The organism is Telmatospirillum siberiense (assembly GCF_002845745.1).
Classification (GTDB): Bacteria; Pseudomonadota; Alphaproteobacteria; order Rhodospirillales; family Magnetospirillaceae; genus Telmatospirillum; species Telmatospirillum siberiense.
In genome coordinates, this window is record NZ_PIUM01000012.1 from 119,913 (window position 1) to 140,558 (window position 20,646).

Annotated in this window: 20 protein-coding genes; 3 read left to right on the forward strand and 17 right to left on the reverse strand. The window is 63.7% G+C overall.

Features of this window, described 5'->3' with window-relative positions; translation table 11 throughout:
- Positions 1-4: 4 nt before the first annotated feature.
- Positions 5-2,494, reverse strand: a complete 2,490-nt coding sequence (locus CWS72_RS12280) for a helicase-related protein (protein ID WP_101250899.1) — start codon at positions 2,492-2,494, stop codon at positions 5-7.
- 379 nt (positions 2,495-2,873) lie between these two features.
- Complete coding sequence (locus tag CWS72_RS12285; RefSeq protein WP_101250900.1) at positions 2,874-3,236, reverse strand: HPF/RaiA family ribosome-associated protein; 363 nt, start codon at positions 3,234-3,236, stop codon at positions 2,874-2,876.
- A 265-nt stretch (positions 3,237-3,501) separates the two neighbouring features.
- On the opposite strand from CWS72_RS12285, the gene htpG reads away from it, so the two are divergent.
- Positions 3,502-5,367 (forward strand): molecular chaperone HtpG, encoded by a 1,866-nt coding sequence (gene htpG, locus CWS72_RS12290; protein ID WP_101250901.1) that lies wholly within the window; start codon positions 3,502-3,504, stop codon positions 5,365-5,367.
- Positions 5,368-5,639: 272 nt separating this feature from the next.
- Here the strand turns inward: htpG and CWS72_RS12295 are convergent, their stop codons facing one another.
- The 6 genes from CWS72_RS12295 to CWS72_RS12320 all read right to left on the reverse strand — a co-directional run bounded on the left by CWS72_RS12295 (position 5,640) and on the right by CWS72_RS12320 (position 11,877).
- Positions 5,640-6,182 (reverse strand): RBBP9/YdeN family alpha/beta hydrolase, encoded by a 543-nt coding sequence (locus tag CWS72_RS12295; RefSeq protein WP_101250902.1) that lies wholly within the window; start codon positions 6,180-6,182, stop codon positions 5,640-5,642.
- A 50-nt stretch (positions 6,183-6,232) separates the two neighbouring features.
- Positions 6,233-8,002 carry an asparagine synthase (glutamine-hydrolyzing) gene (gene asnB / locus CWS72_RS12300; protein WP_101250903.1) on the reverse strand — a complete coding sequence of 590 codons (1,770 nt, stop codon included), beginning with the start codon at positions 8,000-8,002 and terminating at the stop codon, positions 6,233-6,235.
- The gene (locus CWS72_RS12305) at positions 8,002-9,024 is read right to left on the reverse strand and encodes a glycosyltransferase (RefSeq protein ID WP_101250904.1); all 1,023 of its coding nucleotides are present in this window, start codon (positions 9,022-9,024) and stop codon (positions 8,002-8,004) included. Before CWS72_RS12305 ends, asnB begins: the two co-directional genes overlap by 1 nt.
- A gap of 84 nt (positions 9,025-9,108) precedes the next feature.
- Complete coding sequence (locus CWS72_RS12310; RefSeq protein ID WP_158240626.1) at positions 9,109-10,638, reverse strand: ArnT family glycosyltransferase; 1,530 nt, start codon at positions 10,636-10,638, stop codon at positions 9,109-9,111.
- Between the two features lie 146 nt (positions 10,639-10,784).
- Entirely contained in the window at positions 10,785-11,498 is a 714-nt protein-coding gene (locus CWS72_RS12315) for an LrgB family protein (protein WP_101250906.1), read from the reverse strand.
- Positions 11,488-11,877 carry a CidA/LrgA family protein gene (locus CWS72_RS12320; RefSeq protein WP_101250907.1) on the reverse strand — a complete coding sequence of 130 codons (390 nt, stop codon included), beginning with the start codon at positions 11,875-11,877 and terminating at the stop codon, positions 11,488-11,490. The genes CWS72_RS12315 and CWS72_RS12320 overlap by 11 nt, the downstream gene beginning before the upstream one ends.
- Positions 11,878-12,097: 220 nt before the next feature.
- Between CWS72_RS12320 and CWS72_RS12325 the strand changes: the two genes are divergently transcribed.
- Positions 12,098-12,973, forward strand: coding sequence for a LysR family transcriptional regulator (locus tag CWS72_RS12325; protein ID WP_101250908.1), 876 nt, complete (start codon positions 12,098-12,100; stop codon positions 12,971-12,973).
- Positions 12,974-12,995: 22 nt separating this feature from the next.
- Here CWS72_RS12325 and CWS72_RS12330 read toward each other — a convergent pair whose 3' ends face one another.
- From CWS72_RS12330 to CWS72_RS12355, 6 genes are all read right to left on the reverse strand, one after another.
- The gene (locus tag CWS72_RS12330) at positions 12,996-13,454 is read right to left on the reverse strand and encodes a periplasmic heavy metal sensor (protein ID WP_101250909.1); all 459 of its coding nucleotides are present in this window, start codon (positions 13,452-13,454) and stop codon (positions 12,996-12,998) included.
- Entirely contained in the window at positions 13,454-13,768 is a 315-nt protein-coding gene (locus tag CWS72_RS12335; RefSeq protein WP_101250910.1) for a hypothetical protein, read from the reverse strand. The genes CWS72_RS12330 and CWS72_RS12335 overlap by 1 nt, the downstream gene beginning before the upstream one ends.
- Positions 13,765-14,343: an RNA polymerase sigma factor gene (locus CWS72_RS12340; protein ID WP_101250911.1), complete on the reverse strand. Its 579-nt coding sequence runs from the start codon at positions 14,341-14,343 to the stop codon at positions 13,765-13,767. The genes CWS72_RS12335 and CWS72_RS12340 overlap by 4 nt, the downstream gene beginning before the upstream one ends.
- Positions 14,344-14,884: 541 nt before the next feature.
- Positions 14,885-15,130 carry a hypothetical protein gene (locus CWS72_RS12345; RefSeq protein ID WP_101250912.1) on the reverse strand — a complete coding sequence of 82 codons (246 nt, stop codon included), beginning with the start codon at positions 15,128-15,130 and terminating at the stop codon, positions 14,885-14,887.
- A 30-nt stretch (positions 15,131-15,160) separates the two neighbouring features.
- A complete protein-coding gene (locus CWS72_RS12350) occupies positions 15,161-15,610 on the reverse strand; it encodes a hypothetical protein (protein ID WP_101250913.1) in 450 nt (149 codons plus the stop codon).
- 42 nt (positions 15,611-15,652) lie between these two features.
- Entirely contained in the window at positions 15,653-15,862 is a 210-nt protein-coding gene (locus tag CWS72_RS12355) for a hypothetical protein (protein ID WP_101250914.1), read from the reverse strand.
- An 88-nt stretch (positions 15,863-15,950) separates the two neighbouring features.
- On the opposite strand from CWS72_RS12355, the gene CWS72_RS12360 reads away from it, so the two are divergent.
- The gene (locus CWS72_RS12360; protein WP_101250915.1) at positions 15,951-16,808 is read left to right on the forward strand and encodes a LysR family transcriptional regulator; all 858 of its coding nucleotides are present in this window, start codon (positions 15,951-15,953) and stop codon (positions 16,806-16,808) included.
- 97 nt (positions 16,809-16,905) lie between these two features.
- On the opposite strand, the gene CWS72_RS12365 is transcribed toward CWS72_RS12360, so the two are convergent.
- The 3 genes from CWS72_RS12365 to CWS72_RS12375 all read right to left on the reverse strand — a co-directional run.
- Positions 16,906-17,145: a hypothetical protein gene (locus tag CWS72_RS12365; RefSeq protein WP_101250916.1), complete on the reverse strand. Its 240-nt coding sequence runs from the start codon at positions 17,143-17,145 to the stop codon at positions 16,906-16,908.
- A gap of 330 nt (positions 17,146-17,475) precedes the next feature.
- Complete coding sequence (gene acnA / locus CWS72_RS12370) at positions 17,476-20,160, reverse strand: aconitate hydratase AcnA (protein WP_101250929.1); 2,685 nt, start codon at positions 20,158-20,160, stop codon at positions 17,476-17,478.
- Positions 20,161-20,463: 303 nt separating this feature from the next.
- A partial coding sequence (locus CWS72_RS12375; protein WP_146002730.1) for a hypothetical protein occupies positions 20,464-20,646 on the reverse strand: 183 nt, incomplete at its 5' end.

Below are 20,646 nucleotides of genomic sequence, written 5' to 3' on the forward strand. Positions count from 1 at the left end.
GTTTTCATGCCCGCGTGATCTGCAAAAGCGCGGCGAAGGGAGATGCCTCCCGTTTGTCGGCGGACCGGGGCCGGCGGTGAGCCTCCGTGCGGCGGGAGGGGGCGCGGAACAGCGGCCCGCCCTCGGCGGTCGCCTCCGCCCGATAGCCCAATGCCTCCAGGATGGCGCCCGTATCGCCCGGCGAAAGGTTGAGCCGGGACGACAAGGCCGGGCCGACCGGGAAGGCGCCCTGGCGGGCCAGTTGGCGGGCCTGGGCGGCGAAACGCTCCAGCATGTCCAGGCGGACCGCCCGTCCGCCCAGGGGGCGCAAGCCGATGGCTTCGAGGAAGGCTGGCGGCGTCCCGGGGGCGAGCGGCACGCTGATGCTGCCGGGCGGCGGCGGCGCCAAGGGGGCTAAGCTTCGATGGACGCACCACAAAAGCCCCCTCAGGGACTGGCTGGCCGGCTTCAACAGCCGGGGCAGGAACACGCTTTCCACGCCGAGCCGGACGTCGAGGGCTGCCAGCGCCTTGCGGTCGTCGGCCGTCAGCGGGCGGATCTGCGCCTCCGCCGCCCGCCGCGGCAGGGAGCCCAGACCCTCCCCCAATTGAAAGGCTAGGCCCCGCCCCGGACCGGAGAGAGGGGCCTCCAGCACGGCGAAGAGGGGCGCCAGGGCCTGGCCGAGAAAGGCGTCGAGCCAGTCGCCGAGACGCCGGTTCAGCCGATCGCGGGCGGCGGTTTCGATCAGTTCCGAGGGCAGCAGGGTGACGGCCGGCCTCAGGACGGCTCCCCCCGCCGCCAATCTGGCCACGGCATTGTCCCGCCAGAGGACGAAACCCTGGCCGTCGAGGCGGAAGGCCTCGTCGGGCTCGGCGGCCAGCAGGGCGACGCGTCCGGCGATCTCGGGGCGCAAGGCGCGCGTCGCCGCGGCGGCCACGGTGCGCGTGGCATGCATGCCCTCGGCATGGTCGGCCTCGAAGCGGAATCCCCGCAGCTTGCCGACGAAATGCCCTTCCACCCGCACCTCGCCGTCCGTTCCAACATCGGAGGCCAGGGTGTCGGCATCCTTCATCCGCCGTACCAGCATGGTGGTGCGGCGGTCGACGAAGCGCTGGGTCAGGCGTTCGTGCAGGGCGTCCGACAGGCGATCCTCGATGGCGCGGCTGCGCTCCTGCCAGGCCGCCGCGTCCTTCAACCAGTCTCCGCGATGGCTGATATAGGTCCATGTGCGGATATTGGCGATGCGGGTGAGCAGGGTGTCGATCTCGCCATCGGTGCGGTCGAGCCGGCTGATCTGCTGGTCCAGCCAGTCGGTGGGCAGGGTTTCCTCCGGGCCGCTCAAATGCCGGAAAATGACGCCGAGCAGCCGGCTGTGCTGTTCCGCCAGGGTCTTGCGGAAATCCGGGACCTGGCAGACCTCCCACAACAGGCGGACGCGCTCCGGCGAACGGGCCCTGGCGGCGATCTCGGCGTCGGCGGCCAGGGCCTGCAACACCAGTTGGTCGTCGGCGTCGCGGGCGCGGATCAGGCCGGGACGGTCGGGCTGGCGATTGAGCGAGGCCAGCAGGGCCTCGATCGAGGTCAGGCGCAAATCGCTGTTGCGCCATTGCAGACGCTGCAACGGCGGAAACGTGTGATTTTCGACGGCATCGACGATTTCGCCGGGAATCGGTCCGATGTCGCCGGTGGTGCCGAAGGTGCCGTCGTTCATGTGGCGCCCGGCCCGTCCGGCGATCTGCGCCACCTCGGTGGCTTCCAGATGCCTGGGCACCCGGCCGTCGAATTTGCGCAAGCCGGCGAAGGCGACGTGATCGACATCCATGTTGAGGCCCATGCCGATGGCGTCGGTGGCCACCAGATAATCGACTTCGCCGGCCTGATAGAGGCCGACCTGGGCATTGCGGGTCCTCGGGCTCAAGGCGCCGAGGACCACGGCGGCCCCCCCTTTCTGCCGGCGCATCAGTTCGGCCAGCGTATAGACGTCGGTGGCCGAGAAGGCGACGATGGCCGAGCGGGGCGCCAGGCGCTGCAGTTTCTGCTCGCCGGAATAGCTGAGCTGGGAGAAGCGCGGCCTGGTGACGAACTCGGTGCCCGGCACCAGCCGGCGGATCAGCGGCTTGATGGTCTCGGCACCGAGGAACATGGTCTCGCTGGCGCCTCGGGCGTGCAGCAGCCGGTCGGTGAAGACGTGGCCACGGTCGGGATCGGCGCAGAGCTGGATTTCGTCGATGGCGAGAAAATCGACGCGGCGATCCAGCGGCATGCTTTCCACCGTGCAAACGAACCACTGGGGATGGGCGGGGACGATCTTTTCCTCGCCGGTCAGCAGGGCGACGGCCCCCTTGCCCTTGATGCGGGCGATGCGGTCGTAATTCTCGCGGGCCAGCAGGCGCAACGGGAAGCCGATCATGCCGGAGCGATGGCCCAGCATCCGTTCGAGAGCCAAGTGGGTCTTGCCGGTGTTGGTGGGACCCAGCACCGCGATCACCCGGCCGGAGGCGGACAGCGACGTCATGGCCTAAAAATCAGGTGGCGGGGGAAAGAATGCAAGTTTGTTTGTTTGTCTTAAATAGCCCTCAAGCGCCGGGCGGGGCCATCCGGCCCCTTGGCTTACGCGCGAACGCTCGCGCGGGGCCTCAACGGCCCAGTCGCGGGCAAGCCCGCTCCGTCCCTCTCCTCTCCCGTCCTTTGTGTGACCCGACCGGAACCGGCTTTAGCCGGTGACTAGCGCGTTGAGCGCGCCGCAGCTTATGCCGGGAGCGCCAGCGGAGGCATAAGCGAGGAAAGCCAAGGGGCCGGATGGCCCCGCCCGGCGCTTGAGGGGCAACAAAAAAAACAGCGCGCCGTCTTCCGGCGCGCCGTCCCTTCATTTCGCCGCGAAAGAGCCGCCCGGTTTACTGGGCGGCGCGGGTCTTGGTTTCGACGCGGGAGCGCGCCACGAAATCCTTGAGCTGCCGTTCCATGTTGTCGAACGCTTCACGCAAGGCGACCAGGATATCCTCATTGACGTGGGGGTCCTTGGGGTCACGTTTCACCACAAGTTCCCCACCGGGAATCGTGACATTGACGGTGATGTGAAAGGGTTCTCCCTTGCGATGAAGGCTGCTGGTGTTGCGATGGTGGACTTCGATCACCACGCGGCAACGGGTAATGCGGTCGCAAACCTGTTCGAGCTTGGCCGCTTTTTCACGGATGCGCTCCTCGATGGCATCAGAGTGGTCGATGCCATGAAAGGTGATCTGCAAAGGAATCTGCATGAGCCTCTCCGTCAAAGTTCGCCCCTACCGGCGAAAATGTTCCCTGGGACCCCCAGTTTGGGCCTGAGGTCCCTACCTCCCTTTGGCGAACCATCCGCCGCGGGATTGTTATGCATACCCAAGTCTGCGGGAAGGGGGCAACGCCCTCGTCGAGGGTCCAAGGAATTTCTTCTATGACACCAGGGACTTGCGTAGCGTCGTCCTTTCCCTCATATCCTGCGGGCAACGTGTTCACCCACTGGACAGCATTAAGGTTACTCCTCCCATGGCCGAAGAAAAGCTCAGTTTTCAGGCGGAAGTCAGCAAGCTCCTGGATCTTGTCGTTCACTCGCTTTACTCCAACAAAGAGATCTTCCTCAGAGAGCTGATCTCCAACGCGTCGGATGCCTGCGACAAGCTCAGATATGCCGCTCTCACCCAGCCGGATCTCCTGTCCGGCGGCGGGGGCGATTTCCGCATCCTGGTGACCCCCGACAAGACGGCGCGGACGCTCACCGTCGCCGACAACGGCATCGGCATGAACCGGGAGGATCTGATCGACAACCTGGGCACCATCGCCCGCTCGGGCACGGCGGCCTTCCTGGATCAGATCACCGGCGAAGCGAAAGGGGACATGAACCTGATCGGCCAGTTCGGCGTCGGTTTCTATTCCGCCTTCATGGTGGCCGAAAAGGTCGAGGTGATCAGCCGCAAGGCGGGCGAGGATCAGGGCTGGCGGTGGACCTCGGACGGCAAGGGCGAGTTCACCCTGGCCGAGGATGCCGACGCCCAGCGCGGGGCGACGCTCATTTTGCATTTGCGCGAGGGCGAGGACGAATTTCTGGACGGCCATCGCCTGCGCAATATCGTCAAAACCTACTCCGACCATATCGCCCTGCCGGTGGTGCTGGTCGAGGACGGCAAGGAAGAGGCCGTCAACAGCGCCTCGGCCTTGTGGACCCGCGCGAAATCGGAAATCACGCCGGAGCAGTACAAGGAATTCTATCATCACGTCGCCCATGCCTTCGACGAGCCCTGGGCGACGCTCCACTACAAGGCGGAAGGGGCGATCGAATACACTGGCCTGCTGTTCATCCCCAGCCAGAAGCCCTTCGACATCTTCCACCCCGACCGCAAGCAGCATCTGAAGCTTTATGTGAAGCGGGTGTTCATCACCGATACCTGCGACGAGCTGCTGCCCCCCTATCTGCGTTTCGTCCGCGGCATCGTCGACAGCCAGGATCTGCCGCTCAACATCAGCCGCGAAATGCTGCAGCACAATCCGTTGCTGGCCAAGATCCGCACCGGTCTGGTCAAGCGCATCCTGAGCGAACTCAAGAAAAAGGCCGAGGACGCCGACGGCGATTACGCGACCTTCTGGTCCACCTTCGGCGCCGTTCTCAAGGAAGGTCTTTACGAGGATTTCGAGCGCAAGAGTGAAATCCTCGATCTCTGCCGGTTCGCCACCACGGTCTCCGACGAGCCGATCAGCCTCGCCACCTATGTCTCGCGCATGAAGGAGGGACAGGAGGCCATCTACACGATCAGTGGCGACGACATCGAGGCCCTGAAAAAAAGCCCGCAGCTCGAAGGCTTCATCGCCAAGGGCATCGAAGTGCTGCTGCTGACCGATCCGATCGACGAGTTCTGGCCGAACGCCATCACCGCCTATCAGGAAAAGCCGCTTCGCGCCGTCACGCAAGGCGCCGCCGACCTGTCGGCCATCAAGGGGGCCGAGGGCGCCGAGGAGACGCGGCCCGAGCCCGCGGCCGGCGACGCCATGGCATCGTTGATCGCGGCCGTCAAGCTGGCGCTGGGTGAGCAGGTCAAGGATGTGCGCAGTTCCGACCGCCTGATCGACAGCCCGGTCTGCCTGGTCGCCGACGAGGGTGACGTCGGGCTGCATCTGGAGCGCCTGTTGCGCCAGCATCAGCAGGCCAATCAGCGGGCGCCCCGAATCCTCGAGATCAATCCGCGCCATCCGCTGATCCGCCGTCTGGCCGAGGAGGCGAAGGCCGATGGCGCCGCCGACCGCCTGGCCGATACCGCCTGGCTGTTGTTCGATCAGGCCCGCATCGTCGAGGGCGAGGTTCTGCCCGACCCGGCTGCTTTCGCCCGGCGTCTTTCCAAGATGTTGGAAAAGGTGGGGTGAGGCGGACCTTTCCGGGGCCTTGGCCGGCGTCGCGGGGGGACGTGAAAAACATGAACCACCAAGGCACCAAGGCACCAAGGTGATTTTAGCGCCGCAGGCATTTAACCCCTCCGGCATCGCTTGAGCGATGGACATGGGGACGAATGCCTGCGGCGCTGTGCGAGCGGGTCCGTCGCCTGACATTTCCCGAAACGCCTTGGTGCCTTGGTGTCTTGGTGGTTCAAAAGCCCGAGGGATCCCCGTCACGCATCCGGGTTGGCGAAGGCGCCGGCCTACCTCAACAGCAATTCATTCAGCAGATGCCGGCCTTCCGGCCAGGCGCCCAGGCCGGACTTGCCGTTGATATGGCCGGCCCGGCCGATGTCGATGAATTCGGCGCGCCAGTCTTCGGCGAATTCCCGGGCGCGGGCGACGTCGACATAGCTGTCGTCGCGGCTGGCGATCACCTTCGTCGGAAATGGCAGGGGATCGCGCGGCAGCGGTGCCAGGCACCAGGTGGCGGGGGGCGTCCGCGCTTCCTGTTCGACATCGGCGGGGGCCACCAGCATGGCGCCGATGACGCGGCCGGTGGCGCCGCTGCGGGACCAATGGGCGACCAGGGCGCAGCCCAGGCTATGGGCGACCAGGACCACCGGCGAGGGGGCGGTGACCACCGCCTCCTGCAGATTGTCGATCCACTCCGACAGGACGGGATTTTCGTAATCCTCCTGTTCGACGCGCCGGGCGCCGGGCGTGGATATCTGCCAGAGCGTCTGCCAATGCGACAGTCCGGAATCCCCCAATCCGGGCAGGATCAGCATGGTGGTTTGGCGCATCCCTTGTTCTCATCCTCCAGATGGCGGCGGGCGGAGCGATCACTGTAAGACTAACCGAGGGGATGAGCCAGGCATTCGAAGACGTCGCCGTCCGGCGCCACGCCGCGCAAATGCCGCCGATGCCAGAGGGCGAAGAACAAAAGGCGCCAGGCGGCTTCCAACGTGTGGCGGTCGCGGCCGGAAAAGGCCGCCTTGACCTTATCGGCCGGCGCGATGGCTTGAATGGCGGGATCGGCGGCAACCAGCGCGCCCAGTTTTTCGCCCTGTCCGGCGATCCAGTCGCCGACCGGCACGGTGAACCCCTTCTTGCGGGCGAAGGCCGGTGATCCGGGCACATGCTCCTCCAGCCAGCGGCGCATCAGATATTTTCCTCGCCCGCGGCCCAGTTTCAGCTCCTGGGGCAGGCAGTAGCCGAAGTCGCCGACGACCGGATCGAGCAGCGGCGTCCGGCCTTCCAGGCCGTGGGCCATCAGGCAGCGGTCGAGCTTGACCAGCAGGCCGTTGGCCAGCCAGTCGACGCAATCGGCGGCCTGGGCGATCTGCAGCTTGCTGCGGCCGGGCAGGGCGCATGCGGCCTCGGCGGCGACAATGCCGTCGCGCCAGTCCTTCGGTTCCTCGAACAGAATGCCTCGGCCCGAGAAGGGGCCGGTGCGCCGGCGCTGCCGGCCGCCCAGCCACCAGGGGCGGATCTGCCGCCGATAACGGCCGTAACCGGCGAAGATCTCGTCGCCGCCTTCCCCGCAAAGGATGACCTTCAGGTCCTTGGCGGCTTCCCTGGCCAGGATATAGGTGGGGACGATGGCGTAATCGGCGGTGGGATCATCGACGCAGGCGACGATTTTCGGCAGGTCGCGCCAGAAATCGTCGGCGGTCACCTCGACCTTGATGTGATGCGCTCCCATGGCCTTGGCCATTTTGTGGGCCTCGTCATATTCGTCATAGACGCCGGTCTTCGGGAAACAGGCGGTATAGGCCTGGACCGGATTGTTGGCGAGACGGGTCATGCAGGTCAGGATGGCGGCGCTGTCGATGCCACTTGAAAGGAACAGGCCGTAGGGCACGTCCGCCCTTTGATGGATATTGACGCTTTCCATCAGGATGTCGTCCAGCCGCTTCAGCGCCTCGGCCTCGCCGATGGCACGCGGGCCGTCGGTGGGCAGGGCCGGCAGGATCCGCCGTTCGGTGATCCTCCCGCGCGTCACGCGCAGGGTTTCGCCGGGCAGCAGGCGGCGAATGCCTTTGAAGATCGTCTCGGCGCCGGTGGTGAACTGCAATTGCAGCAGCTCTCCGACCGGGCGGCGGACAAGCTCGGCCTCGACCAGGCCGGCGGCGATCAGCGCCTGCGGTTCGGAGGCGAAGGCGAAGCAGCGGGGGGTTTCGACGTAATAGAGCTGCTTGATGCCGAAGGGGTCGCGGGCCAGGGTCAGGCTTTTCGCATCCGGGTCATGCAGGGCGAAGGCGTACATGCCGCGCAGATGACTGGCCGCATCCAGGCCATGGCGCTCGTAAAGATGCAGGATCGGCTCGCAGTCCGAACGGGTGCGCAAATCGGCGTCGGGAAGCTCGCGTTCGCGCAATTCGATGTAATTGTAGATCTCGCCGTTGGCGACCAGCGCCGACCCGCGCGGGCCGAACAGGGGCTGGTCGCCCGAGGTCAGGTCGATGATGGCGAGCCGGGCGTGCACCAGCCCGACCTCATCCTTCACATAACGTCCGGTGCCGTCGGGACCCCGATGCAGCAGGGCGGTTTCGAGGTGATCGAGGAGAGCGGCGTCCGGCTGGGAGCCATCGGCCATCATGATACCGGCTATGCCGCACATCAGGGCACCATCTTTCGAAAAAAATCCAGGTAAAGTTCGACCACCGCCTTGCGGCTGAAACGGGCGAGATAGTGGGCGTGGCCGGCTTCGGCGAGACGTCCGGACAGGGCCGGATCGGTCAGTACCCGGTTCAACGCCGCCGCCAGGGCGTCCGCGTCTTCCATGGGAACGATCAGTCCGGTCCGTTCCGTCTCGATCAGTCCGGCCGGTCCGGTCGAGGCCGCGGCCACGACGGGCTTCTTCTGGATCCAGCCTTCCAGGATGACGTTGCCCAGCGGCTCGACCCGGGAGGGGCAGACCAGGCAGTCGGCCGCCGCGAGAAGGGACGCGCCGTCGGTTCGCCAGCCGAGGAAATGCACGCGTCCGGCGATGCCCAGGCTTTCGGCCTGCGCCTTCAACGGGGCGTCCAGGCCTCCTTCGCCGGCCAGCCACAGATGGGCGGCGGGCACCCGGGCCATGGCGTCGAGCAGCACGTCGAAGGCCTTGTCCGAATGCAGCCGGCCCAGCGCCAGGATGACCGGTACGTCGGGCGGTGTTTGCAGGGCGGCCCGATCGATCGGGCGGACGGGCGTTTCATCGACGAAATTGGGAAGATAGCTGGCCTTTTCGCGAGGCCAGCCATGTTTGACCAGATAATCGACGATCTCTTCGGTGTTGGCGATCAGATGATGGCAGGACTGGTAGTATTTGAGATCGTAATAGCCGCCCAGCCTTGCTATCCGGACGAAAGGGCCGGTGGGGCAGACCGAGGTCGCCCGGCTCATCCAGGTGAGAACGATGTCGGGGGCGAATTGGGCGATCCGCCGCTTCAGCAGGAAGCGGGTGGCGATGTCGCCGGAATAGAAGAAGGGCAGCTCCACGGGCGTGATGCCGCCGTCCAGCAGATCCTGCTTGCAAGGCGCGTCGCGGCGGATCACCACCTGCTGGGCAAGTCCGCTTTCCCCCAACGCTACGCAAAGACGGGAGAAGAAATTCTCGGCCCCGCCGCGCTTGTCGCTTCCCATAACCTGCATGACGCGCATGTCAGACCGTATCCGAACCAAAGTGCTGCCGAAGGAAAGGTTTCCTCCGATCCGGCGCCACCATAAAAGCACCGTTCCATGCTTTCAAGGCGCATCCCGGTCGCCGTCATAGCCGGGACCGAAGACGAACAGGCCGCCCCGGTAGTCCTCCGCCAGATAAAGATTATAGCTGTCCGCGGGCTGTTTGCCCCATCGCAGCTCGACCCGGCGCAGAAGGGTGACGCGGGTGAAATAGCCCTCAAGGTCGCGCGCCCCGTCGTCCCTGGCCCGGGTGATGAAGATGCCGTTCCGGCCCTTCAGGGACAAAACCTCGGCGGCGCTGTAATAGGAGGGGCGGATATGGCCTTCCAGAAAGACCGGCGGGTGATCGGGCAGATGGAAGGAAACCGGCCCCGTCGCCTCGTGTTTCTGGGTAAACAGGAAGCTTCCCGGATGGGCCTGGCGTTCGGTTTGCACGGCGGATGCGAGGGTGTCCCAGCCGCCGAGCCGTTTCAGCGCGTCGATGGCGGGCGGCAAGGGAAGAAGGGCGGTGGCCGCCTGGAAATAGACGACGAGGACGATGGCGCCGCCCAGAAGGGGCGCGGCGCGGAACCATCCGCTAAAGCGTCTCCGGGGACTGTGCAGGATGCCGCCGACCGCCGCCATCAATCCGCCCAGGTAAGCCGGTCCGGACCAATGGGATTGCACCACGCCGCTTTGCGTATGCAGCGTGAAAAAAATCAGGATCGGCAGCGAGGTGGCGCCCAGCAGGAACCATTCCGGCCGGTTTCGCCGCCAGCCGGCCAGCAGCGCCCATCCCATGCCCCAGAGCGCGAAGACGAAGAGCAGCGGCGTCAGCAGGCCGATTTGGCTGCCGACGAAGGTGAGCAGGTTTTTCGCCGGATCCGGAATGTCGGTGGCGAAGGCATGGTTCAATTGCTTGGCGAAGCTGGCCCAATGATTCCGGCTGTTCCACAGGAGGACGGGGGTTGTGCAGGCCAGGGCGAGGAGGGCGGCCAGCCACAGGTGGATGCTCAACAGCCAGCGCCGCAATTGGGGATAGAGCAGGACGGTGGCGGCGATGCCGGGCAGGATCAGGGCGATAGTGTATTTGGAGATCGCGCCCAGGCCAAGCGCCAGTCCCAGGACGTAAAGGAAGCGGACCCCGCCGCCGTTGACCAGGCGAATCACCGCCCACAGGGCGACGGCCCAACAGAGCAGCAACGGCGCATCGGGGGTCATGACGACGCCGGAGGCCGAAAACAGCAAGGCGGCGTTCAGCCAAAGCGCGGTCACGGCACCGGCCGGCCGCGAGGCGAAGGCGATACGGGTGGCGTCCCAGATGACCAGGGTGGTGGCCATGCTGCCCAGGATGGCGGCCAGACGCACTCCGAGTGTGGTGTCGCCCAGCAAATGGATCCCCGGCCATATCCATAAGGCGACCATCGGCGGATGATCGAAATAGGAAAGCTGGAGGGGGCGCGTCCATTGCCAATAATAGGCCTCGTCCGAGGACAGCGGGGCCAGGCCGGCCACGGTCAGGCGGAGCAGGAAGATCGCCAGAAGCGCCGCCAGGGTCCAGCGCTCGATGGGCAGCAGGCGGCGCGAAGAGGTGGATGTGGTGAATGATTGCATGGGGCCGGTCTCTGTTCGGCGCACATTTGCCATGCAATAGGTACGGCTTGTCAATCGCCCTGGGCAGCGAATTCAGGTTAACAGACGGTTGGCGCCACCAATTTCATTTGCCGGCTCACTCCCAAGAGACGTCATCCCCATGTTTCTCAAACGCCGGAACTTTTCAGGCAGTAGGCGAGAATCGGGGCGACGAGGACGCTGGCGAGGCCGGCCAGAACCATCACCAGACCAGCGATCGATCCTTCCTCGGCGCCGACCTGTCGGGCCCGCGCGGTACCGGCACCGTGCGCCCCCATGCCGAACAGGGCTCCGCGGGCGAACGAGGACCGCAGCGGCAGCCACTTCATTACCAGTTCGCCCAGCGAGGCGCCGATCAGGCCGGTGATGACCACGCAGGTGGCGGCCAGTTCGGGAACGCCGCCGACATCTTCGGCGAAGGCGAGGGCGAAGGGGGTGCTGATCGACCGGGGCAACAGGCTGAGGCGCAGCGACGGGGAGAGGTCGAGCGCGCTGGCCAAGGCCCAGGAACTGCCGATGGCGATCACCGTGCCCGCCACGATGCCGATGGCGAGGATCGGCCAATGGCGCCGGATCAGGTCGCGCTGTTCGTAGATCGGCATGGCGAAGGCTACCGTCGCCGGCCCCAGCAGGCTCACCAGCCAATGGGTACCCCTGATATATTCGCCGTAGGTGGCGTGCAGCGAGAGCGTCAGGGCAAAGCAGGCCAGCCAGGTGACCAGCAGGGGGGAGGTCCACCAGCGGCCAAGGCGCCGATGCGTGTAGTGCGAAACGACATAGATGACGAGAGTGGCTACGGCCCAGAACACGGCCCAGAGCAGCCCATGAAGTTCAGCGGGCATGGCGGACGCTCCAGCGGAAACAGGCTTCCACCACCAGGGCGGTGCCGACCATCACGATAAGGGTGCCGAAAAAGATCACCGCCAGCACCTTGAGGCCGGTCAGGCTGAACAATTCGGGATGGTCGAGCAGGGCCATGGTCGCGGGGACGAAAAACAGCAGCATATGGTCGAGAAGGCCGGTGCTGCCGCGGCGGAACCAGGCGATGCGAACCTGTCCGCTACCCAACAGGATCAGCAGGAAGGCCATGCCGACGACACCGCCCGGAACGGGCAGTCCGATGGCGTGAACAAGGGCCTCCGAGGCCCACCAGATGGCGATCAGGCCACCGATTTGCAGCCAGCGGTTCCGGCCCATCAAAATACCGGTTCTGCGTAACATTTTAATGATTCTCCTAGCAGAAGCTCCGGGGGCGAAAATCCGATGCCGCGCGTCCCCCGCGCGGTCTTTGACGTCTTCCCGATGGATGTCTCTTGTGATGGACCGGGCTCGTCGGCAGTGGGGCGAATCGGCTGCCGCGAACGACTGTCAGGATATAGGCATTTGCTGACTATGTATGAAATGAATTGATTGAATATGAAATATTCCATATAAGAATGGCATGGATTTGCGAAGCCTGCGGGCCTTTGTCGAAGTGATGCGCCAGGGCGGTTTTTCTGCCGCCGCCAAGGTGGTTTTCGCCACCCAGCCAACCGTCAGCAAGGCGGTGCGGCAGCTGGAGGAGGAATTGGGGGCGCCCCTGCTTGAGCGCCAGGGGCATCGGCCACAGCTCACCGCCGTCGGCGAGGTGGTCTACCGCCGCGCGATGGCCATGCTGGCGGAACGCGATCACATGCTGGGCGAACTGGCGGCCCTCAAGGGGCTGGAACTCGGCACCCTGCGGCTCGGCCTGCCGCCATTGGGCAGCGCCATTTTGTTCGCTCCTCTGTTCGCCGAATTTCGTAGTCGGCACCCCGGCATCGCCATCGAATTGTTCGAACATGGCAGCACCCGTCTCGAGCAGGCGGTGCTCGCCGGCGAGGTCGAGTTGGCGGTCTCGCTGTTACCGGTCGACGACGCTTTCGCCTGGCAAGCCGTTCGCGATGAGCCCCTGGTGGCGTTGCTGCCGCCGGGGCACCGGTTGGGCGGCCAGCCCACGGTGAGCTTGACGGATCTGGCCGACAGTCCCTTCATCCTGTTCGAAAGCGGATTCGCGCTCAATCGGATGATTTACGCGGCCTGCCGGCGGCGCGGCTTCGTGCCGAGGGAGGCCGCGCGCAGCGGTCAGGCGGATTTCATCATCGCGTTGGTCGCCGCCGGTCTCGGCGTGGCCTTGCTGCCCCGGCTAAACACGGAGCAACGGGTGCATCCCCCGATTCACGCCGCCCTGCTCGATGAGAAGGATCTCCGCTGGCACGCCGCCTTGATATGGCGCCGGGAGGCCACGCTGTCGCCGGCGGCGCTGGCATGGCGGGCGCTTGCTCAAGAGAAGAGCTAAGCTGATCGACCGCCGGCCTTTTTCAATGTGGGGGACCCGGCGGAGCACCGGGGGGAGGCGGTGGCCGCCACTGGGCCAGACGGCGACGCCCTTCGGGACTTAGTCTTTCAAGAGTCTCGGGCAGGGCGGCATTGAGGGTTTCCCGGGCACGCTGACTTTGTTCCAGCAGATCGTGAAAGGCGGCCTTGTCGAACGGCTCCTGTCCGAGAATGCTCTGCAGGCGTTGCGGAAGGGCCTCTTCGGCCCTGTGCGCCCTGTCGACCTCGCTCAATCCCAAAGCCAGGCCATCCCGCAGGATTTTCCCGTCCGCCGGCGACAGGTCGCGGATCATCTCTTCCAAGATGGCGTCGGGCGGCGGCGGGAGGGGTGGTTGCCGCCGCCATTCCTGGCCCAGATGGACGAGGAATGCCGCGCAGAGAAAAATGTTGAAAGTCAAAGACGCCGGAAGCAGCCAGCGGGTCCGGAACCGAGAGAGGGACATCAAAATCCGAGAGGTTGTGAAGGGGCTGTGGCACTGATAAGGGAAAGCAGGGGCGGCCGCTGGGCCATTGCCTCCCGCTGCGGTAGGACGGCCGATCCCAATAGGACGCCCAGAAGCGCCGCCGTCGCCATTGGCAGAGCGTAACGCGGCAGTACGGACGGCATGGAGGGCGGCGGAAAGGCGATCCGTCCCGTTGACGGCAGGTGATCGATTCGCATTTGAACGGCCGTCGTCAAATCATGGACGCGGCTGTCGGCGATCTTGACCGGTGGCGCGGCGCTGTTCACGAAGTTGTCGAGAGGGTCGGCCTTCACAGCACGTCACCCAGGCCGTTGATGCCCATGCCGGCGAGGATCTTGCGCAAGGTCTTCTTGCCGCGCGCCAGCAGCGCCTCGCAGGCGGATAGCGAAAGGTTGAGGATTTCCGCCGCGCGGGGCGCGCTGACTTCGCCGAAATAGTGAAGCGAGAGAGCCGTCTGCTGGCGGGGCGGCAACTGCGCCATGGCCTGGATGAGAATATGATGGCGCTGCTGGGCGAGGGCCCGGTCCATGCTGCTTGGGGTGCGGTCGGCCAATTCGCCCACCTCGTCGAGCGGCGCCATCGGCATGCGCCGGAGACGGTCGAGACAGGCGTTCAGCACCACCCGGTAAAGCCAGGTCGAAAATTTGGCTCTACCCTCCGGTTCCCACCGCGACGCCATGCTCCACACCTTCAAAAAAGTCTCCTGCACGACTTCATCGGCATCGTGGGCGTTGCCGAGAACCCTCTGCGCCAAGACCAGCATCGGCTTGGAGTGCCTTTCCATCAGACATTGAAACGCTTTCCGATCACCCTCCGCTGTGCCCACCAGCAAGGCGTCGTCACCGGGCCCGTCTTCCGGTGTTCGCATCCCGTCATTCTGACGCAAAGAGTGCTTCCCGTGAACCACTCTCACACCCTTTCACGTTTGAAGGGTGGGAAACTGGGCGGAAAAAACGACCATGTCGGCGGAGAAAAATCGGCAATTTTTGCCTGGTGGGAAGGGAAAAATGGCCGCGTATCGGTCCCCGTGGCGACGGCATCGTGGAAAATAATATTGGGAATCAACGGGTTGTCTTTTCTGTATGGGTTTGGCCCGACTCTTGCGTTGCAGATCCCACCAAGGCGCCAGGTAAGCACTCCATAAAGCTGAAGCAGAAACCATTAACACCTCATAATAATATGACGGTGTATTTTTTCGTGTGCAAGTGAAAAATAAGAATAGTTTTTTAATATTCGAGAAAATAAAAAATATTTCGAATGTAGCGCATGGATTTTTTTTTCTACGCGTGGAAAGCTTAGTGGAGGTTGTCTGTCTTCCTCACGCCAAGGAGAAACCTTATGAGCATCTCAAGCGTCAGTAGCAGCTCTCAGCTACAATCGCTACTCGCTGCATTGAGGGGCGGCACCGCTCAAACCAGCAGCGTGTTGACCGATTCCGCGTCGACTTCGTCCTCCTCATCCTCTGCGACCTCGACCTCGTCCACTTCGACGTCCTCCACGACGCTCAGTGCGAACGATTTGGCAACGGCATTCCAGATGATGAGTGCCATGTTGCAGTCATCCCTGTTGCAGGCGCAGAGCATGAGCAGTTCCGCCAGCGATTCGTCGCTGGTGTCGAGTGCGAGTTCCAGCTCATCGTCGTCGACCGACAGCACGTCGTCGTCAGCGAGCGACAGCGCGGACGTTTACGGTCCGCCGCCGCCGCCGCCGTTTGGCGGGGGGGGCGGTCTGACATCAGCGTCGTCGACCTCGTCGTCGAGCACGGACTCGACCTCGACCTCGACATCCTCCTCGACCTCGAGCAGCGACAGTTCCGTGACGGCTTTTGGGGCTCCGCCTCCGCCGCCAGCCGGCGGTGCTGTTGATTCCAGCTCATCGTCGACCTCGACCAGCAGCACGGATTCGACCTCGACCAGTTCGACGAGTGATGCGCTCGAACAGCAGATCGTGGCGGAAATGCAACAGATCCTGCAGTCCCTGCAATCCGTAGACTCGTCGGCGACGTCTTCCGGCAGCAGTACGGTCTCAAGCGTAGCCTCCACCAGCGCTACAACGACGTCGAGCACCAGCACGTCCACCACCAGCACGGATTCGACGTCGACCTCGTCGACCTCCAGTGCTTCGCTGGCGGACAAGGTTTCCCAGGATTTGCAGAAAATCCTGACGGCCTTGCAGTCTTATGCTGCGTCGGGCAGCGCCAGCACGACGACCGCAACCTCGTCGGTCGTGGTTGCCGCGTGATCGGATCTTAAAAAAGCTTGTGTCGAATTGTCCTTTGGAATGGCCTGAAACCGTTTTAGGCCATTCTTTTTGACGGGGTGGCGATGATCTGCTTGCGCCAAATCGTGGCTCTTTTGCCACAGTGTAACCACAATTTCGATCAACAATATTGATGTTGCATCGCAGCTAGGCTAGAAACGCTTCAGTCATAGCCAGCTGGCGGCCGACGTTCCCGTGCCAGTGAACGAGTTCTCCATGAATATCGATCTCGCACGCACCTTTTTGGAAATTGCCGAAACTGGAAATTTCAACAAAGCCGCTGAGCGCCTGAACGTCACGCAATCGACGGTATCCATGCGCATCAAGGCGTTGGAGGACGAACTGGGCCGCCCCCTGTTCGCCCGAAGCAAGGCGGGGACGGAGTTGACGACGGCCGGCGCCCAGTTTCGCCGTTACGCAACGACGCTGGTCCGTGTCTGGGAGCAGGCGCGCCAGGAATTGGCCCTGCCCCCCGGTTTCCGTTCCGTCCTGACCGTCGGTGGACAGTTTTCGCTCTGGGACCGCATGCTGTTGCGCTGGGTCCCCTGGATGCGGGCGGCCATGCCCGATGTCGCCCTCAGGGTCGAGGTCGGACTGTCGGACGGCCTGATGCGCCACCTGTCGGAAGGCTTGATAGACATCGGAGTGATGTATTCGCCGCAGAGTCGGCCCGGCCTCGCTACCGAGAAACTGCTGGAAGAGCGTCTCGTCCTGGTTTCGACCACGCCCCGCGAGATGGGGCAATGGGACGGCGGTTACGTCTTCGTTGATTGGGGGCCGGAATATCGGGCCGCTCACAGCCAGGCCTTTCCCGATCTGTCCACTCCGGCCGTTTCCGTCGGGCTTGGGGCGCTCGGGCTGCAGCATATCCTGGCCAATGGGGGGTTCGGGTACTTCCCCATGCGCGTGGTTCGGCCATTCCTGCAGGATGGCCGCCTCTTCGGTGTCCCCGAGGCACCGGAATTTCGTCGGCCCGCTTACATGGTCTTTCCGGCGGCCGATGAGCAGTCGGAATGGTTGCGTACCGCCGTTCGTGGACTGCGCTATGTCGCGTCGCTTGAAACGGAAGATTGAAAACTAAAAACGGCGTGTGATCATCCCCACCCTTCCTTCGTCGTCGCCGGGTTTGGCGGTCGGTATGAAGGTGCGGGGCGGGAAGTCAGATGCCCTTTTAATAAATCAGCCTCGTCCGCACTGCCTGGATCAGTTCCAGCAGACGATCCTGCTGAACGCCGTCGCTGGCCATCAGCGAACCCATCGTCGGGTCTTGCAGCATTTCGGCGAGGGTGGGTTCTTCTTTCCCACGAAAGCCGCCGCCGTCAGGCCGTCCATCGCGGGGAGATGGCGGACGGATTTGGGTGATCTTCTCGGCAGCGACCTTTTTCGCTTCGCAGACGCCAAAAGCCATCATGCTGCCTCCCTCCCGTCAGGGCCGATCACCGGCCATGGAATAGGCATACTATAGCGCGTTGAAAGAAAAAGCCAATAGTCTTCATAAAATTATACTGAAGTCTATTCATTACGATATAAAATTTATCTAACATAGAAGACATCAAAATGTTGCGCCGCACTGTAGAAATTGAATTTATCAAAAATAGCGGAAAATATTCCGGACAAGTTGTCAGACCAATGCGCGGCCGACGACCGCCATCGAGCATCGGGCGAGAGAAAGCCTCAGGTTTTTCCGGAACGGTCCCGACCTATTTCGAAACCGCTCCGGGTGGAAAAAGGCGCCGGATCTTTAAGCGACGAGGCTGCGCAGCACATAGTTGAGGATGCCGCCGTGGCGGTAATATTCGATTTCATCCACGGTATCGATGCGGCTCAGGCATGAAATAGTCTGGCGGGTGCCGTCCCGCCGGGTGATCGTCACCGCAATATCCTGACGTGGGACCAGGCCGTCGGACAACCCGTCGATATCGAACAGTTCGCTGCCGTCCAGGCTCAGTGTCTTCCGATCGACCCCGGTTTTGAATTGCAGGGGCAGGATCCCCATGCCGACCAGATTGGAGCGGTGAATGCGCTCGAAGCTTTCGGCGATCACCGCCTTGACGCCGAGCAGTTTGGTGCCCTTGGCCGCCCAATCGCGCGAGGAGCCGGTGCCATATTCCTTTCCGGCGATGATCATCAACGGTACGCCCTGGGCCTTGTAGGCCATTGCCGCGTCATAGATGAACATCTGCTCGCCGGAGGGCTGGTGACGTGTCCACCCGCCCTCGGTGCCGGGGGCCATCTCGTTGCGCAAGCGGACATTGGCGAAGGTCCCCCGCGTCATCACATCGTCGTTGCCGCGCCGGGCGCCATAGGAATTGAAATCCTCGGGCGATACGCCCCGGCTGATCAAGAAGGCGCCGCCGGGCGTCGCCTTCTTGATGGAGCCGGCCGGAGAGATGTGATCAGTGGTGATGGAATCACCCAGGATGGCCAGCGGTCGTGCGCCCCCGATATTGTCCAGGGCGGCCGGGGGTTCCTTGGCCAGTCCCACGAAATAGGGCGGATTCTTCACATAGGTCGAGGCGTCGTCCCAGGCATAGGTTTGGCCGACGGCCACGGGAACGGCCCGCCACTGCGCTGGTCCCTGGAAAACATCGGCGTAACGTTTGAGGAACATCTCCCTGGTCAGCGAACTGGCGATGGTTTCTTTGATTTCGTCGCTGGACGGCCAAATATCCCTCAGATAGACGGGCTTTCCGTCCTTGCCGGTGCCAAGAGGTTCCGTGGTCAGATCGATATTGAGCGAGCCGGCGATGGCATAGGCGACGACCAGCGGTGGCGAGGCCAGGTAGTTGGCTTTGACGTGTGGGCTGATGCGCCCCTCGAAATTGCGATTGCCCGAAAGCACCGCGCTGACCACCAGGGCATTGTCGTCGACCGCCCTGGCGATGGGCGGATCGAGCGGACCGGAATTGCCGATGCAGGTGGTGCAGCCGAAGCCGGCGATATAGAACCCCAGTGCATTCAAGCTGTCCTGCAAGCCCGATACCGCGAGATAATCGGCGACCACCTGTGAACCGGGCGCCAGCGATGTCTTGACCCAGGGTTTGCGGGTCAGGCCCCTTTCCACCGCCTTCCTGGCCAACAGGCCGGCGGCGACCAGGACGCTGGGATTGGACGTGTTGGTGCAGGAGGTTATGGCGGCGATGACGACGTCGCCATGGGTCAGCCGGTAGTCCTGGCCTTCGACCTGGACGGGCGTAGTGGGGGGCTCGTTGCTCAATGTCGGCAACGCTTCGGCGAATCCTTTCTTGACACCGGACAGGCCGACGCGGTCCTGCGGGCGTTTGGGGCCGGCCAGCGACGGCTCGACGCTTTGCAGTTCGAGCGACAGCGTGTCGGAAAACAGCGGCTCGGGAGTCCGTTCGTCGTGCCATAGTCCTTGCGCCTTGGCGTAGGCTTCGACCAGTTTGACCTGCCCGGCGTCGCGTCCGGTGAACGACAGATAGCGGATGGTTTCCTCGTCGGTGGGAAAGAAGCCGCAGGTGGCGCCGTATTCGGGGGCCATGTTGGCGATGGTCAGGCGGTCCGGCAAGCTCAGCGCACTCAGGCCGGGGCCATAGAATTCGACGAATTTGCCGACCACGCCCTTCTTGCGCAGCATCTGGGTCACGGTGAGGACGACGTCGGTGGCCGTCACGCCTTCGCGAACCGCGCCGATCAATTTGAAGCCGATCACTTCGGGGATCAGCATGGAAATCGGCTGGCCCAGCATGGCCGCCTCGGCCTCGATGCCGCCGACACCCCAGCCCAGCACGCTCAGGCCGTTGACCATGGTTGTGTGGCTGTCGGTTCCGACCAGGCTGTCCGGATAGGCCAGGCTGCGACCGTTCTCGGGAGACGTCCAGACCACCTTGGCCAGATATTCGCAGTTCACCTGATGGCAAATACCGGTGCCGGGGGGAACGACGCGGAAATTGTCGAAGGCCTTCTGGCCCCAGCGCAGGAAAGCGTAGCGCTCGCCGTTGCGATGAAACTCCATGTCGGTGTTTTTGGCCAGGGCATCCGGACCGCCGTAATAATCGACCATCACCGAATGGTCGATCACCAGGTCGACGGGCGTCAGCGGATTGATCTTCCGGGGATCGCCCCCCAAAGCCACCACGGCGTCGCGCATCGCGGCCAAGTCGACCACCGCCGGAACGCCGGTGAAGTCCTGCATCAGCACGCGTGCCGGGCGATAAGCGATTTCACGTTCCGGTCCGGGCGCGGTGGCCCGGGCGGCCAGGGCCTTGATATCCTCGACGGTGACGGTGCGGCCGTCTTCGTGGCGCAACAGATTTTCCAGCAAGACCTTAAGCGATGCCGGCAGTCGGGAAATATCGCCCAAACCGTTTTGCGCCGCGGCCTCCAGGCTGAAGTAGTCGAACGGGACGCCATCGACGACGAGGGGGCGGCGCGTTTTCAAACTGTCGTGGCCAACCGGAGACATGGCTTTTCCTTTGCGACTGGAGCGAACCATTCACTCTGGAGCGGGATGCGTTCAATTCGCGTCACGGCCCAGCTTGTTTTTCAAGTTCCTGGCTTTAGGCACGCATCCGCGTGCTTAAGGCCGCATGAGAGCATCGAGGGGCAGATTCGATCTCGATTCTCTATATGGGCCGCTGCCGGCTTTTCGCCAAACGGTTGGTCCCGCGAAAAAAGAAGCCCTCGCCGGGGCTGGGCCGGCGAGGGCTGTCGTTCATCCCGTAATGCTTAGGCTCTGGGACGAAATAATCGCCCCAGAGCCCAAGGTTTATATGACGTCGGCCAGTTCGGCCGTCGTTCTGAACGATTCGATCTGGTCGAAGTTCATGTAACGGTAGACGTCCTTGGCCTTCTCGCCGATGACTCCGGTCCGCGCGACATATTCCTCCACCGTCGGGATCCGGCCGAGCAGGGCGCAGACGGCGGCCAGTTCGGCGGAGCCCAGATAGAC